At 74.9% G+C, this 14,916-nt stretch carries 15 protein-coding genes; 2 read left to right on the forward strand and 13 right to left on the reverse strand.

Annotation, left to right across the window (positions count from 1 at the left end; all coding sequences use genetic code 11):
* Positions 1-24: 24 nt before the first annotated feature.
* From IEZ10_RS26275 to IEZ10_RS26335, 13 genes are all read right to left on the reverse strand, one after another.
* Complete coding sequence (locus tag IEZ10_RS26275; RefSeq protein ID WP_189249180.1) at positions 25-723, reverse strand: GntR family transcriptional regulator; 699 nt, start codon at positions 721-723, stop codon at positions 25-27.
* Between the two features lie 11 nt (positions 724-734).
* Positions 735-1,727 (reverse strand): ornithine cyclodeaminase family protein, encoded by a 993-nt coding sequence (locus IEZ10_RS26280; protein ID WP_189249181.1) that lies wholly within the window; start codon positions 1,725-1,727, stop codon positions 735-737.
* Positions 1,724-2,740: a proline racemase family protein gene (locus tag IEZ10_RS26285; protein WP_189249182.1), complete on the reverse strand. Its 1,017-nt coding sequence runs from the start codon at positions 2,738-2,740 to the stop codon at positions 1,724-1,726. Before IEZ10_RS26285 ends, IEZ10_RS26280 begins: the two co-directional genes overlap by 4 nt.
* A gap of 166 nt (positions 2,741-2,906) precedes the next feature.
* Positions 2,907-3,614, reverse strand: a complete 708-nt coding sequence (locus tag IEZ10_RS26290; RefSeq protein WP_189249183.1) for an ABC transporter ATP-binding protein — start codon at positions 3,612-3,614, stop codon at positions 2,907-2,909.
* Entirely contained in the window at positions 3,607-4,377 is a 771-nt protein-coding gene (locus IEZ10_RS26295; protein ID WP_179827981.1) for an ABC transporter ATP-binding protein, read from the reverse strand. The genes IEZ10_RS26290 and IEZ10_RS26295 overlap by 8 nt, the downstream gene beginning before the upstream one ends.
* The gene (locus IEZ10_RS26300) at positions 4,374-5,507 is read right to left on the reverse strand and encodes a branched-chain amino acid ABC transporter permease (RefSeq protein WP_268246374.1); all 1,134 of its coding nucleotides are present in this window, start codon (positions 5,505-5,507) and stop codon (positions 4,374-4,376) included. The genes IEZ10_RS26295 and IEZ10_RS26300 overlap by 4 nt, the downstream gene beginning before the upstream one ends.
* On the reverse strand, positions 5,504-6,397 hold the full coding sequence (locus IEZ10_RS26305; protein WP_189249184.1) for a branched-chain amino acid ABC transporter permease: 894 nt from the start codon (positions 6,395-6,397) through the stop codon (positions 5,504-5,506). Before IEZ10_RS26305 ends, IEZ10_RS26300 begins: the two co-directional genes overlap by 4 nt.
* Positions 6,394-7,563 (reverse strand): branched-chain amino acid ABC transporter substrate-binding protein, encoded by a 1,170-nt coding sequence (locus IEZ10_RS26310; protein WP_189249185.1) that lies wholly within the window; start codon positions 7,561-7,563, stop codon positions 6,394-6,396. Before IEZ10_RS26310 ends, IEZ10_RS26305 begins: the two co-directional genes overlap by 4 nt.
* A 161-nt stretch (positions 7,564-7,724) precedes the next feature.
* Positions 7,725-8,726 (reverse strand): proline racemase family protein, encoded by a 1,002-nt coding sequence (locus IEZ10_RS26315; RefSeq protein ID WP_189249186.1) that lies wholly within the window; start codon positions 8,724-8,726, stop codon positions 7,725-7,727.
* A 118-nt stretch (positions 8,727-8,844) separates the two neighbouring features.
* Positions 8,845-9,738, reverse strand: a complete 894-nt coding sequence (locus IEZ10_RS26320; protein WP_189249187.1) for a dihydrodipicolinate synthase family protein — start codon at positions 9,736-9,738, stop codon at positions 8,845-8,847.
* A gap of 5 nt (positions 9,739-9,743) precedes the next feature.
* Positions 9,744-11,219 carry an FAD/NAD(P)-dependent oxidoreductase gene (locus IEZ10_RS26325; protein ID WP_229811657.1) on the reverse strand — a complete coding sequence of 492 codons (1,476 nt, stop codon included), beginning with the start codon at positions 11,217-11,219 and terminating at the stop codon, positions 9,744-9,746.
* A gap of 5 nt (positions 11,220-11,224) precedes the next feature.
* Complete coding sequence (locus tag IEZ10_RS26330; RefSeq protein WP_189249188.1) at positions 11,225-11,653, reverse strand: (2Fe-2S)-binding protein; 429 nt, start codon at positions 11,651-11,653, stop codon at positions 11,225-11,227.
* Positions 11,653-12,822 carry an NAD(P)/FAD-dependent oxidoreductase gene (locus IEZ10_RS26335; protein WP_189249189.1) on the reverse strand — a complete coding sequence of 390 codons (1,170 nt, stop codon included), beginning with the start codon at positions 12,820-12,822 and terminating at the stop codon, positions 11,653-11,655. Before IEZ10_RS26335 ends, IEZ10_RS26330 begins: the two co-directional genes overlap by 1 nt.
* Before the next feature lie 232 nt (positions 12,823-13,054).
* On the opposite strand from IEZ10_RS26335, the gene IEZ10_RS26340 reads away from it, so the two are divergent.
* Both IEZ10_RS26340 and IEZ10_RS26345 read left to right on the forward strand, forming a co-directional pair.
* On the forward strand, positions 13,055-14,044 hold the full coding sequence (locus IEZ10_RS26340; protein WP_229811658.1) for a COX15/CtaA family protein: 990 nt from the start codon (positions 13,055-13,057) through the stop codon (positions 14,042-14,044).
* A 159-nt stretch (positions 14,045-14,203) separates the two neighbouring features.
* Positions 14,204-14,893: a SanA/YdcF family protein gene (locus IEZ10_RS26345; protein ID WP_189249190.1), complete on the forward strand. Its 690-nt coding sequence runs from the start codon at positions 14,204-14,206 to the stop codon at positions 14,891-14,893.
* Positions 14,894-14,916 lie beyond the last annotated feature (23 nt).

The following is a 14,916-nucleotide window of genomic DNA, read 5'->3' on the forward strand; positions in this document are numbered from 1 at the left end:
CGCGCGGGCCTGGACGGCCCGGACCTAGTCGGTGCCGCCGGCCCAGATGCCGCGGACGTGGCCGATGTGGCGGCGGATCAGCCGCTCGGTGCCCTCCCGGTCGCCGGCCGCCAGCAGGTCGAGCAGTTCGAGGTGCTCGCGGGCGGAGCCGGCCAGGCCGCCCCGGGCGCTGAGGGCGGGCAGGCCGTACAGGCGGGCGCGGCCGCGCAGGTCGCGCACCACGTCCACCAGGTGCGCGTTGCCGGCCAGCGCCAGCAGCTCCAGGTGGAAGCGGATGTCGGCGTCGACGTAGGCGATCAGGTCGCCGCGGTCGGCCGCGTCGACGATCCGCCGGGCCAGCGGGCGCAGCGGGTCGAACCTCGCGGCGCCGTCCGTACCGTCCGTACCGACCGCGGCGGCCAGGCGGGTCACCGTGGGCACCTCGATGAGCAGCCGGATCTCGGTGAGCTCGTCCAGGTCGCGGTCGGACAGTTCGGTGACCCGGAAGCCCTTGTTGCGCACCGCCTCGACCAGGCCCTCCTTGGCGAGGTCGAGCATCGCCTCGCGCACCGGGGTGGCCGAGACGCCGAACTGGGCGGCCAGCACGGGCGCCGAGTACACGACGCCGGGCCGCATCTCGCCGGTGATCAGGGCGGCCCGCAGGGCGTGCGCCACCTGCTCCCGCAGGCTCTGCCGCTCACCCACCGCCGGCAGGTCGAGCCGGTCGTCCGCCGAAGGAGCCATCCTCCCGCCTCTCATCTCGTCGTCCGGGCCCGCAGCCACGCCTCGTAGGCGGCTCCCGCCACCACCAGGTCCTCCCACGCCATGCCCACGCTCTTGAACACCCGCGGTCCCGGGCCGGGGGACACGGCACCGGTGACGAGGTCCGCGAGATTCCCGGCGAGATGACCGGAGGTGATCGTACCGTTCCGCACCGGGATGACCAGATCTCCCGCCTCGGCGAGGGCGGCGCGGCGCGCCTCGACGACCACGGTGGACCGCGCGACGAGGTCGTCGTCGATCTCCCGGGCGTCCGGCTCGTGGGAGCCGACCGCGATCACGGTCACACCGTCGCGGATCATCCTACCGTCGAACAACGGGGTCCTGGAGGTGGTACAGCAGGCCACGAGGCCGGCCTGTCCGGGATCGGCCAGGGCGGGCGCCGTTCCGTACGCGGCGGCGGGTGCTGTGGCGGGTGCTGCGGCCGGCAGGGTGTCCGCCCACAGGCCCGCGGCGGCGCAGCGGGCGGCGAACTCCTCCGCCCGCGCCGGGTCCCGGGCGACCACGCTGACCCGCCGCAGCGGCCGGACCGCGCGCAGCGCCTCCACGTGCCCCCACGCCTGCGGCCCGGTGCCGAACACCGTCAGGTGCCCGGCGTCCTCAGCGGCCAGGTGCCGTACGGCCAGCGCCGAGACGGCCGGGGTGCGCAGCGCGGTGAGCGCGGCGCCGTCCAGCACGGCCAGCGGGACGAGGGTCTCGCCGTCCATCAGCAGGTAGGTGCCGCAGATCCGGGGCAGGCCGCGGGCGGGGTTGCCCGGGGCGACGCCGGCCACCTTGATCCCGGTGAAGCGGCCCCAGGCGGCGGGCATCAGCAGCAGCTGCCCGGCGGGGACCTCCACGACGGGCCGCTGCGGGCCGTCCTCGGGGTCGAGCCCGGCGAGCAGCGCCTCCTCCAGCACCCGGACGGCCGTGGCCATCGGCACCAGCTCGCGCAGCGCCGGCCCGTCCAGGTAGGGGGGCGCGCTCATCGGAGCGTGAACCCGGTGCCCAGCGGGTCGCGCGGGTCCAGGGTGAAGCGGTGCTCGCCGGTGCGGTAGGCCATGCCCTCGATCTCGGGGATCACGCCCGCCTCCGTCTCCTCCGCCACCCGCGCCCGGAAGGAGGCCCCCACGACGCCGTCGTGGACGAGCGTTCCGGTGAAGCCGTCGGCGTGCAGCAGCGCCAGCCGGGCGGCGGTGCCCGAGCCGCAGGGCGAGCGGTCCACCTCGCCGTCGGCGAAGACCGTCACGTTGCGCTGGTGGCCGGGGTCCAGTTCGTCGTAGAAGATGACGCCGTAGATCCCCGACAGCCGCTCGTCCTCCGGGTGCCGGGCGGCGGGGTGGCCGGCCAGGGCGGCCTTGACGGCCCGGCCGAGCGCGATCAGCGCGGTCAGGTGCTCGGGGGTCGCGGCGAGGCCGAACGCGGCGGCCGGGACGGAGGCGTAGATGGCCCCGCCGTAGGAGACGTCGGCGGTCACCCCGGCCAGGCCGGGAAGACCCGGGACGGACGAGGCGGGGCCGGCCGCGGCGGCGAGGGGGCCCAGCTCGACGTCCCGGGCGAGCGCGTAGGAGGGGACGTTGCGGAAGGTGACGGCCTCGACGCGGCCCGCCGAGCGGCGCACCCGGGCCGTCACCCGGCCGGAGGGGACGTCCACCACGACGTCGGTCTCCCCGTCCGGGGCGGTCGTCACCAGGCCGGTGGCGGCGGCGTGGACGCCGAGCGCGATGGTGCCGTGGCCGCAGGCGGTGGAGTAGCCGTCCTTGTGCCAGAACAGCACGCCGAGGTGGGCTCCGTCGTCGTCCGGCGGGACGAGGAAGCAGCCGTACATGTCTGCGTGGCCGCGCGGCTCGTGGCAGAGCAGCCGCCGCACGGCGTCGATCTCCGGGGCCCGCGCCGCCTCGCGGCGTTCGAGGACCGTGCCGCCGGGGATGTCCGGCGTCCCGGCGGTGACGATCCGGAACGGCTCGCCGCCGGTGTGGTAGTCCACGGTGTGGATCTGCATGTTCTCCCGTTCTGTCGTTCCCGCACGGTCCGGGGCCGCCGGAGGGCCGTGCCGCCCGGCGGGGCCGCCCCGCGGACGCGGGACGGCCCCGTCTTGTGAGGGCCCTCTCGTGAGGGCCCTCATGAGAGGCGCGGCCCCTTCGGGGCGCCGTGCCCGCCGGACGCCGTCAGACGCCGCCCAGGTACGCCTCGACCACGCGGGGGTCGTCGCGCAGCTCGGCGGCCGGGCCGTCCAGCACGCGCTCGCCGTTCTCGATCACGTAGCCGCGGTGGGCGATGCCGAGCGCGGCGGTGGCGTTCTGCTCGACGAGCAGCACCGCGGTGCCCTCGGCGTTGATCTGCGCGATCAGCTCCATCACCGAGGCCACCACCAGCGGGGCCAGCCCCATGGACGGCTCGTCGAGCAGCAGCATCCTGGGCCCGGTGACCAGGGCCCGGCCGATGGCGAGCATCTGCTGCTCGCCGCCGGACAGCGTGCCGCCCTGCTGGGCGCGCCGCTCGGCCAGCCGGGGCAGCAGCTCGTAGACCCGGTCGATCCGCTTGCGCACCTCGGCCTGGTCGCGGACGAGGTAGCCGCCGAGCTGGAGGTTCTCGTGGACGGTGAGGGTGCTGAAGACCCGGCGGCCCTCGGGGACGTGGACCAGGCCCAGGGCGGTGACGCGGTGCGGCCTGCCGCCGGTGACGTCGTGGCCGTCGAAGACGACCGTGCCGCCGCTGGGCCGTACCAGCCCGGAGGCCGCCGCCAGCGTGGTGGTCTTGCCGGCGCCGTTGTTGCCGAGCAGGGCGACGATCTCGCCCGGCCCGACGGTGAGCGACAGCCCCCGCAGGGCGTGCACGCCGCCGTAGTGGACGTCGAGTCCGCTGATCTCAAGCATGGGTGTCGCTCCCGAGGTAGGCCTCGATGACGGCCGGGTCGCGGCGCACGTCCTCCGGGCGGCCGTCGGCGATCTCCTTGCCGAAGTTGAGCACGACCACGCGCTCGGAGACCTCCATGACCAGGCCCATGTCGTGCTCGATGAGGACGATGGCCACGCCCAGCGCCTGGATGCGGCGGATCAGATCGAGCAGCTCGGTCTTCTCACCGTGGTTGAGGCCGGCGGCGGGTTCGTCGAGCAGCAGCAGGTCGGGGCGGCGGGCCAGCGCCCGGGCGATCTCGACGCGGCGCTGCTCGCCGTAGGGCAGGTGGCGGGCCTCGCCGTACCGGTCGCCGCGCAGGCCGACGAAGTCGAGCCAGTGGTGGGCCTGCTCGGTGCACTCGCGCTCGGAGCGGCGGTAGCGGGGGGTGTGCAGCAGCGCGTCCAGGACGTTCTGCCGCAGCCACAGGTGGGCGCCGGCCCGCACGTTGTCCAGGACCGACAGCTCGCCGAACAGGCGCAGGTTCTGGAAGGTCCGGGCGACGCCGAGCGCGGCGACGGCCGACGGCCTCAGGCCGCGCAGGCTCCGGCCGCGCAGCATGATCTGCCCCGCCGTGGGGCGGTAGAAGCCGGTGACGCAGTTGAAGGCCGACGTCTTGCCGGCGCCGTTGGGCCCGATGACCGAGACGACCTCCGCCTCGTTCACCGAGAACGTCAGCCCGTCGATGGCCAGCAGCCCGCCGAAGGACAGGCGCAGGTCCGAAACGCTCAGCAGGGTCGTCACGGGACCTCCTTGGACCGGGCGGGCCACAGCCCCTGCGGGCGCAGCAGCATGACGGCGATGAGCAGGACTCCGAACAGGAAGAACCGGTAGTCGGCCAGGTCGCGGAGGATCTCCGGCAGGATGCTGATCACGATGGCGCCGATGACGACGCCGGGGACCGATCCCATGCCGCCCAGGACGACGGCCATCAGCACCAGGGCCGACTGCAGGAAGGTGAAGCTGCCCGGGGAGATCGCCGACAGGTGGGCGGCGAACAGCACCCCGGCCAGGCCGCCCCAGACGGCGCCGGCGATGTAGGCCGCGAGCTTGACGCGGTAGGTGTGCACGCCCATGGCCTCGGCGGCGTCCTCGTCCTCGCGGACGAACCGCCAGGCCCGGCCGATGCGGGAGCGGCCCAGCCGGGCGGCGCCGAGGACGGCCAGCGCGACGACGACCACGGTCAGGTAGTAGAACGCCACCGGGCTCCCGGCCAGGCCGGGGATGCCGTAGATGCCCGAGGGGCCGCCGGTGACGTCCAGGTTGTTGGCGGTGATCCGGATGATCTCGCCGAAGCCGAGGGTGACGATGGCGAGGTAGTCGCTGCGCAGCCGCAGGGTGGGCGCGCCGATGACGACGCCCGCCACGACCGTGACGACGATGACGACGGGCACGGTGGCCACCAGCGGCAGGTCCAGGCGGGTGGCCAGCACGCCGCTGGTGTAGGCGCCGACCGCGAAGAACGCGACGTAGCCGAGGTCGAGCAGACCGCAGTAGCCGACCACGATGTTCAGCCCGGCGGCGAGCATCACGAAGATGGCCGCGCTGGTCATGACCGACAGCGCGTACGGCGTGGCGTCGACGAACGGCGCGAGCAGCGCGAGCAGCAGGCCGGCCAGCCCGGCCCAGCGGTTCTGCAGCAGCCGGGAGGCCCGGGTGGGGGGCCGGCCGGCGCCGCGGCGGCGGACCTCGGCGGTCTTCCGCGCGGGGCCCGGGGCCTCGTTCGCGGTCTCGCCTGTGGCCTCGTTCGGGGCGGCGGCCCGTGCCACGCCCGCGGTCGCGCTCCCGTCCGTGCTCTCTGCCGTGTCCGCCGCCGTGCTCCGGACCGTGTCCTCGGGGGCGCCTTCGGGGGTGGTGTCGGGGACGCCGGTCACACTCGCTCCGTCACACGTTCGCCGAGCAGGCCGGTGGGCCGCACGGTCAGGAACAGGATCAGCACCCCGAAGGCGAAGACGTCGCGCCACTCGCCGCCCAGCCAGAACGTGCCGAACGACTCCAGCAGGCCGAGCACCAACCCGCCGAGCATCGTGCCGGGGATGTTGCCGATGCCGCCGATGACGGCCGCGGTGAACGCCTTGAGCCCGATCAGGAACCCCATCAGGAAGTCGATCTTGCCGTAGTAGGCGCCCGCCATCACCCCGGCGGCCCCGGCGAGGGCCGAGCCGATGAAGAAGGTCCGGGAGATGACGGCGTTGACGTCGATGCCCATCAGCGAGCTGGTGGTCGGGTCCAGGGCGATGGCCCGCATGGCGCGGCCCTCGCGGGTCCGGGTGACCAGCAGGTTCAGCCCGATCATGAGGACCACGGCCACCCCGACCAGGACGAGCTGCGCGAGTGTCAGCCTGGCCCCGGCGACCTCCAGCGAGGAGCCGCCGAGCCGCAGCGGGTAGACCCGCGGGTCGGCCCCGGCGGCGGCGCGCATGCCGTACTCCAGGGCGAAGGACGCGCCGACGGCGGTGATCAGCAGGGAGAGGCGGGGGGCGCGGCGCAGCGGCCGGTAGGCGATCCGCTCCAGCGCCACCCCGGCCAGGCCGGTGACGGCCATGGTCACCACCAGTACGGCCAGCAGCACCGGCAGCGCCATCGAGGAGGACACGCCGCCGACCGCGCCGAGGATGGCGAAGCCGGCGAACGCGCCGAGCATGTACAGGTCGCCGTGGGCGAAATTGAGCAGTTTGATGATCCCGTAGACCATGCTGTAGCCCAGCGCCACCAGGGCGTAGAACGAGCCGACGAACAGCCCGTTCCAGATGAGCTGCGTCATTTCAGGGAGTCCTGCAGGGTGATCTTGCCGTCCTTGACGACCAGGATCTGGAAGCCGCCGTTGGACAGGGTGTGCTCGGGGGTGAACTTCAGCGGGCCGGAGAACATCTGGAACCCGTCGATCGCCTCCAGCGCCGCGATGACCTTGGCGCCGTCGGTGCCGCCCGCCTTGCCGACCGCCTCGGCGGCCAGCCGCACGGCGTCGTAGGCCTGGTTGGAGTAGGGGCCGGGCTCGGTGCCGAACTTCTTCTTGTACGCCTCGATCCAGCCCTCGGCGCCCTCCAGGGTGTCGGGGGTCTGGGTCATGGTGGCGTAGACGCCCTCGGCTGCCTCGGGCCCGGCGATCTCGACGAGCTTGGGCGAGACCGAGCCGTCGCCGACCATGATGGAGCCCTTGTAGCCGGCCTGGCGGAGCTGGCGGGCGATCAGGCCGCCCTCCTGGAAGTAGCCGGTCCAGTAGACGAAGTCGGGCTTCTTGGCCAGCACGTTGGTGATGTTGGCGCTGTAGTCGCTCTCCTTGGGGGTGACCGCCTCGATGAGCGCGGTGTCGGCGCCGCCGGGAGCGTCCAGCAGGGCCTGGGTGCGCAGCGCGATGTCCTTGGAGTAACTGGTGTTGTCGTGCATCAGCGCGACGCTCTTGGCGCCCTGCTTGGTCATCCACTTCTCGGCGGCGGCGGCCTGCTGGGTGCCGGTGCCGTTGATGAGGAAGACGTGCTTGAGCTTCTGGTCGACCAGCTCCTGGGAGTTGGCCGCCGGAATGATCATCGGGATGTTCGCCTTCCCGAAGATCGGAAGGGTGGGCAGGGTCGCGCCGGAGCAGTATCCTCCGACCGAGACGTCCACCCCCTCGGTGACCAGCTTGTTGGCTCCGGCCGCCGCGGACTGGGCGTCGCAGGCGTCGTCGGCGGTCTTGAGCTCCAGCTTTCGGCCGAGGACCCCGCCCTTGGCGTTGATCTCGTCCACGGCGAGCTGGGCCGCGTTGCTCATATATGGGCCGATCGCGGCCTCGCTGCCCGACTGGGGGATCAGCATTCCGAGGACGATCGGCTCGTTCGTCTTGGCGGTGTCGCCTCCGTCGCCGCCGCCGAGCAGCCCCTGGCCACATCCGGTGGCGAGCAGGGCCACGGCGGCCAGTGAGGCGATGGAGGTAAGGGGGGTGGCACGCATGTGCGGCTCCTCACGGCTAGTGATGTGTGACATTGCACTAGCGCGTGCCCTGGGCCGTCAAGGACCGAAACAAGACCGTTAGCCTTCTCGTCCCGAACCTTCACCTGCCCGCGCCCGCCCGCTCGGAGCGGGCGGGCACGGGCAGGAGCGGGCAGGCCGGATCAGAGCAGGAAGCCCGCGGGGAACGGGTCGCGCGGGTCGAGGAAGTACTGCGCGGTCCCGGTGACCCACGCCCGCCCGGTGATGGCCGGGACCACCGCGGGCCGGCCCGCCACCTCCGTCTCCGCGACGAGCCGCCCGACGAACCGGGTGCCGATGAACGACTCGTTGACGAAGTCGGTGTCCAGGCCCAGCTCGCCCCTGGCGTGCAGCTGCGCCATCCGGGCGCTGGTGCCGGTGCCGCACGGCGAGCGGTCGAACCAGCCGGGATGGATGGCCATCGCGTGCCGCGAGTGGCGGGCGTCGGAGCCGGGAGCGGTGAAGTGCACGTGGTGGCAGCCCCGGATGCCGTCGTCCAGCGGGTGGACCGGCTCGTCCTCCTCGTTGACCGCCTTCATGATCGCCAGCCCCGCGCCGAGGATGCGGTCCTTGGCGGCGCGGTCGAACGGCAGGCCGACCGACTCGATCGGCACGATCGCGTAGAAGTTGCCGCCGTAGGCCAGGTCGTAGCGGACCTCGCCCAGGCCGGGCACCTCCACCACCCGGTCCAGGCCGGCGCTGAAGGAGGGCACGTTGACGATGGTGACCGCGACGGCGGCGCCGTCCTCGACGCGCACCTCGGCGACGACCAGCCCGGCGGGGGTGTCGAGCCGGATGATGGTGACCGGCTCGACGACCTCGACCATCCCGGTCTCCACCAGCACGGTCGCCACGCCGATGGTCCCGTGGCCGCACATCGGCAGGCAGCCGGAGACCTCGATGTAGAGCACGCCGTAGTCGGCGTCGGGCCGGGTGGGCGGCTGCAGGATGGCCCCGCTCATGGCCGAGTGGCCGCGCGGCTCGTACATCAGCAGGGTCCTGACGTGGTCCATCTCGGCCAGGAAGTGCTCGCGGCGCTCGGCCATGGTGGCCCCGGGGATGACCCCCACTCCCCCGGTGATCACCCGGGTGGGCATGCCCTCGGTGTGGGAGTCCACCGCGTGGAAGACCCGTTTCGTTCTCATCTCCCCCTCCTCGGGGACGTTCGGTTTCCCCTCGGGAGGGTTCGGTCTCCCCTCCCCGGGGACGTTCGGCCTCCCCTGCCCGGGGAGGTTCGGGACGCTCGGGGACCCGCGGCCCGTGCTAACGCAGGCCCTCCGCCAGGACCTTCTCGGTCGCGGTGCGCACCGCGGCCTCCTGCTCGGGGGTCAGCGGCGTGCGCGGCGGACGGCAGGGGCCGCCCGGCCGGCCGGCCAGGTCCATGGACAGCTTGATGGCCTGGACGAACTCGGTCTTGGAGTCCCAGCGCAGCAGCGGGTGCAGCGAACGGTACAGCGGCAGCGCGGTGGCCAGGTCGCCGGCCGCGGCCGCGGCGTACAGGGCCGCGCACGAGTGGGGCAGCGCGTTGGGGTAGCCGGCCACCCAGCCGACCGCGCCGGCCAGCAGCAACTCCACCAGCACGTCGTCGGAGCCGACCAGCAGGTCCAGGCCGGGGGCCAGCTCGGCCAGCTCGTAGGCCCGGCGCACGTCGCCGGTGAACTCCTTGACGCCCACGATCAGCCCCTCCTCGTGGAGCCGGGCCAGCAGCCGGGGGGTGAGGTCCACCTTGGTGTCGAGGGGGTTGTTGTAGGCCACGATCGGCACGCCCGCCCTCGCGACCTCGCGGTAGTGCTCGAACACGGCCCGCTCGTCGGCCCGGTAGGCGTTGGGCGGCAGCAGCATGACCGCCCCGCAGCCGGCGTCGCGGGCCTGCTCGGCCCAGCGGCGCGCCTCCAGGGCGCCGTAGGCGGCGATGCCGGGCATGACGCGGTCGCCGCCGACCGCCTCGACCGCGGTCTCCACGACCCCGGCCCGCTCCTCGGCGGTCAGCGTCTGGTACTCGCCCAGTGATCCGTTCGGCACCACGCCGTCGCAGCCGCCGGCGACCAGCCAGCGGCAGTGCTCGGCGTAGCGGGCGAGGTCGGGCGCCAGGTCCTCGCCGCCGAGCGGCAGCGCGGTGGCCACCATCACTCCGCGCCAGGGCTTCTCACGGGTCATCACGGTCATCCTTCCGAAGGGGGGTGTTCCAGGCCGGCGAGGTCGCCGAGCCGGACGGGCTGGGCGATCGGGCGCCGCGGCGCGGCGGGGTCCTCGCCCGCCAGGCACGCCACGGCGTAGCCGCACATGCGGCCCTGGCACCAGCCCATGCCGGGCCGGGCCAGGAGCTTGACGGAGCGCGCGTCGGTGGCGCCCAGGCGGCGTGCCTCGCGCACGGCCGACAGCGGCACCTCCTCGCAGCGGCAGACCAGGGTGTCGTCGCGCAGCCAGTCGCGCCAGCCGGGCCGTACCGGGTAGGCCTCGTGCAGCGCCCGCGCGAAGGCCGTGAGCCGGTCCACGCGCCGTGCCAGGGCGGGCAGCGGCGGGACGCGGCGGCCCCGGTCGGCGGCGACGGCACGGCCGGCCAGGCGGCCCTCGGCCTCGGCCAGCTCCGCGCCGCCGACGCCGGTGGTCTCCCCCGCCGCGTAGACGCCGGGCACGCTGGTGCGCCGGCCCGCGTCCACCGCGACGACGGGGGTGCCGTCGGCGTCGCGGCGGGTCGCGCAGCCGAGCTGGACGGGCAGTTCCAGCTGGGGGACGAACCCGTAGCCGCAGGCGAGGGTGTCGCACGCGACCGTCCTCGTCGCGACCGGCCGCCAGTCCGCGTCGAGCCGGGCCACGGTGACGTGGGTCAGCGCGTCCTCGCCGTGCGCGGCGACGACCGCGTGGCGGCCTCGGTAGGGCACCCGGTGGCGGGCCAGGACGGCGGCGTAGCCGGCGGCCTCGGCGGCCTTGCCCGCGGCGAGCAGCGGGTGCCGGGCCAGGCCGAACCGGCCGCCCGCCTCGTAGACACCGCGCACGTCGGCGCCGGCCCTGGCCAGCCCGGCGGCGACCGGCAGCAGGAAGGGGCCCGTCCCGGAGACCACGACCCTGCGGCCCGCCACGACCAGGGAGCCCTTGAGCAGCGCCTGGGCCCCGCCCGCGGTGAGCACGCCGGGCAGGTCCCAGCCGGGGAACGGCAGCGGCCGGTCGTGCGCGCCGGTGGCGATCAGCAGGGCGCGGGCGCGGACGGCGCGGGGCCGCTCCTCGCGGTCGCCGGCCAGGCACCGCACGGTCACCGTGGCGTCCGTCGTGGCGCCCACCGTGCCGTCCACGGTGTCCCCGGCGTCGGCGGTGTCGCCGGCGCCCGCCGCCGCGCCCATCGCGGCGCCCGCCGTACCTCCCGCCGCGTCCCCGCCGGTCCGCTCGACCGCCCAGACGCGGTGGCCGAGCAGGATCTCGGCGCGCGACCGCAGCGCCTCCCACTGCCGCATGAACCGCTCCAGGCCGTGGTGCAGCGCCCCGGGGCGCAGGGCGTGGAAGGAGCCGGGCAGGTGGCGGTGGTACTGCCCGCCGGGCCGGGGCGCGGCGTCGATCACCACGACGTCCAGCCCGGCGAGGGACGCCTCCAGCGCGCCGGCGACCCCGGCGGGTCCCGCGCCGATGACGGCAAGGTCGTACACGCGCGTCACCGGCCGTTCACCCCCTCGTCGTCGCCACCGGATTCCCCGCCGGGCTCCTTGCCGGCGGCCCCTGGACGGCCCGCCCCGGCGACGCTCTTCCCCGCGGTGTCCTTCCCGGCTCCCGCCCTCGCGGCGGCCGTTCCGGAGTCCGCCGCGGACGTGCGGACCCGGTCGCCCGGGCGGGCCTCGGTCACGCAGGCCCGCAGGGCGGGGACGTCGTTGACGGTGACCAGGCAGTCGAAGCAGACCCCGATCCCGCAGAACAGCCCCCGGGGACGGCCCCCGAACCGGGTGGAGCGCCAGGAGCGGACGCCCGCGGCGTGCAGCGCGGCGCCGACGCTCTGGCCGGGGACGACGGGGACGGGCCTGCCGTCCACGCTGATCTCGAACGCGGGGTCGGGACGCGCCCCCACGAGCTCGTACGGTGGCCGCATCAGCCCTCCTTGGCGGGTGTGCCGGTGCCGGAACGGTCCGGGTCGAAGCGGTCCGGGCGGAAGGGGCTCAGGTCCAGGCCGGGCCTGCCGCCGGTCAGGGCCTGGGCGATCAGGTGCCCGGTGGCCGGGGCCAGGCCGATGCCGGCGCCCTCGTGGCCGCAGGCGTGGTACAGGCCCGGAGCCCTGGGGTCCTCGCCGATCACCGGGAGGTGGTCGGGGCAGTAGGGGCGGAACCCGCAGTAGGCGCGGATCACCCGGCGCGCGGCCAGCGCGGGGAACAGCTCGACGGCCTGGCGGGCGAGCCGTTCCAGGACCGGGATCGAGACCGTGCGGTCGAAGCCGACCCGCTCGCGGCTGGCGCCGATGAGGACCGGCCCCGAGGGGGTGCCCTCGACCACGGCCGAGGTCTCCAGGCCCGCCGAGTCGCTGGCGACGTTGGTGACGTAGGCGGCGGTGTAGACCTTGTGCAGCACGAGCGGCTCGTCCAGCGGCTCGGTGACCAGGATGAACCCGCGCCGCGGCAGGATCGGCAGGTGCACCCCGGCCAGCGCGGCGACCTCGCCGCCCCAGGTGCCGGCGGCGTTGACGACGGCCCCGGCGGGGATGTCGCCGCGGTCGGTCCGCACGCCGGTGACGCGCTCGCCGTCGCGGAGGAACCCGGTGACCGTGACGCCGGTGCGCAGGCTCGGCGTGCCGCGCCCGGCGCCCCGGGCGCCCTTCCGGAGCAGCGTGGCCGCGGCCAGCATGGGCTGGACCTGGGCGTCCTGGGGGTAGAACACGCCCCCGGCGAAGCCCGGGGCCAGGTGGGGCTCGTAGTCGGTGAGCCGCCCGGCCTCGACCACGGTGTGCTCGACGCCCTGCCCCGCCGCCAGCGCGGTGAGGGCGGCCAGCACCTCGTCGTCCTCGGCGACGACCAGGCCGCCCTTGGGCTCGTACTCGAACCCGCCGAGCCCGGCCAGTTCGCGCCACAGCCCGGCGGACAGCACGGCCAGGTCGAGCTCGGGGCCGGGCTCCTTGTCGGAGACCAGCACGTTGCCCTCCCCGGCGCCGGTCGTGCCACCGGCCACCGGCCCGCGGTCGAGCACGACCACGTCGAGTCCGGCCCGCGCCGCGTAGTGGGCGCAGGCGGCGCCCACGACCCCGGCGCCGATCACGACGACATCCGGCACGGCCCACCTCGTTTCCTCGCCCGGCTCGCCGGTACTATGTCACATACCTCAAGGGCGATCAATGCCTTCACGTCCCGATTCCACCCGGGACCCGGCCCTGGCATCCACCCCTGCCGTCCCGGCATCGCGCGGCCCCCAGTCCGGCTCCCCCGGCTTCCGCCCCGCCGCCCCGGCCTCCGGCGGCCCGGGGGCGAAGGCGGGACCATCCACCGCGCCGCCTAGCATGTGAGCCGTGAACCACCTTTTCGACCAGGCTCGTCACCGTGCCGTGGACCTGTGGCTGTCCGTGTGGTCGCCCACCGCCGCCACCATGCGCCGCTGGGCGCTGGCCGCGGTGGTGGCCAACGCCGGCATCACCGTGACCGGCGCGGCCGTCCGGGTCACCAAGTCGGGCCTCGGCTGCCCGACCTGGCCCCGGTGCACCCCCGAGAGCCTCCTGCCGACCGCCCACGAGGGCATCTCGGCGGCCAACATGGCCGTCGAGTTCGGCAACCGGCTGCTGGCCTTCCTGGTCCTGGCCGCCGGCCTGGGCTGCCTGATCGCCGCGGCGCGGCTCGCGCCCCGCCGCCGGGCCCTCATCGGCCTGGCGCTGGTGCAGCCGGCCGGCGTGGTCGCGCAGTCCGTCTGGGGCGGCCTCGTCGTGCGCAGCGCGCTCAACCCGGTCACGGTGAGCGTGCACTTCCTGCTCTCCATCGCCCTGCTCGCCGCCTGCGTCGCCCTCTACGTCCGCGCCGGGGAGGGCGACGGCGCCCCCGAGTCGCTGGTCCACCGTGACATCCGGATCCTCGGCCGCGCACTGGTCGCCGCCGTGGCGGTGCTGCTGGTGGTGGGCGTCGTGGTGACCGGCACCGGCCCCCACTCCGGCGACGAGATCGCCACCCGGTTCCCGTTCGACATCCAGGCGGTGGTCCGGCTGCACGCCGACGTCGTCTACGTCGTCCTCGGCCTCACCCTCGCCCTGCTGCTCACCCTGCGGGTGAGCGGCGCCCCGGCCCACGCGCGGCGCGCGGCGCTGGTGCTGCTGGGCGTGGAGCTGGCCCAGGGGGTCGTGGGATACGTCCAGTACTTCCTGGCCGTGCCCGCCGTGCTGGTCGGCGTGCACGTGTTCGGCGCGACGCTGGTGTGGATCTTCACGCTGCGCGCGATGTACGCGCTGCGGACCCGGCCCGCGCTCGCCGTCCCCTCCGCCGAGCGGGAGAGGCTCGACCCCGTCCCCGCGTGACCGGGGGTCGCGATGGGGACCACGGCCGGGAACCAGAGCGGTCCGGTCACGTCCCCGCGTGAGCGGAGACATGACGGAGACCACGCCCGGGACCGGGACGGTCCGGCCACGTCCCGGAATGATCAGGACAATCGGCGCACGCGCCGGGACAATGGGCGTATGCATCCGTCCCGCAGACTCCTCCGGCGTTCCTACCTGGCGGCCGTCCTGCTGAGCGTGCTGGCGCTCGCCCCGATGACCTGGGCGTGGCTGGCCAGCTCCGGGCACCGGGCGGTCGCCGACGCCTCCCCCGGCTGGCTGTCCGCGGTCCCGCGGGCGCCGGTGGCGCTGGTGCTGGGCGCCAGGGTCAACGGCCGGACCCCCACCCCCATGCTCGCCCGCCGCCTGGACGTCTCCGCCGAGCTGTACCGCGCGGGCAGGGTCCGGGCGATCCTGCTGTCGGGCGACAACGGCCGCCCCGGCTACGACGAGCCGACCGTGATGCGCGACTACCTCCTCGCCCGCGGCGTCCCCGGCCGCGCGCTCGTCCTCGACTACGCCGGCTTCGACACCTGGGACTCGTGCGTGCGGGCCCGCGAGGTGTTCGGGGCCACCCGGGTGACCGTGGTGAGCCAGGTCTTCCACCTGCCCAGGGCCGTCGCGCTGTGCCGGGCGGCGGGGCTTTCGGCCTTCGGCGTCGGCGACGACTCCTCGCGGCGGTGGGCCTCCACCACCTACGCCTACGCCGTCCGCGAGTTCGGCGCCTCGGCCAAGGCCCTGCTGGACGCGGCGCTGCGCTCCTCCCCCGCCTTCCCCGGGCCGCGCGAGACGACCCTGGACGCCGCGCTCCGGGCCGCCGGCGCGCCCTGAGCGGGCCTGACCGGCGCGCCGAG

The sequence above is a fragment of the Streptosporangium pseudovulgare genome, from assembly GCF_014648055.1.
Lineage (GTDB): Bacteria > Actinomycetota > Actinomycetes > Streptosporangiales > Streptosporangiaceae > Streptosporangium > Streptosporangium pseudovulgare.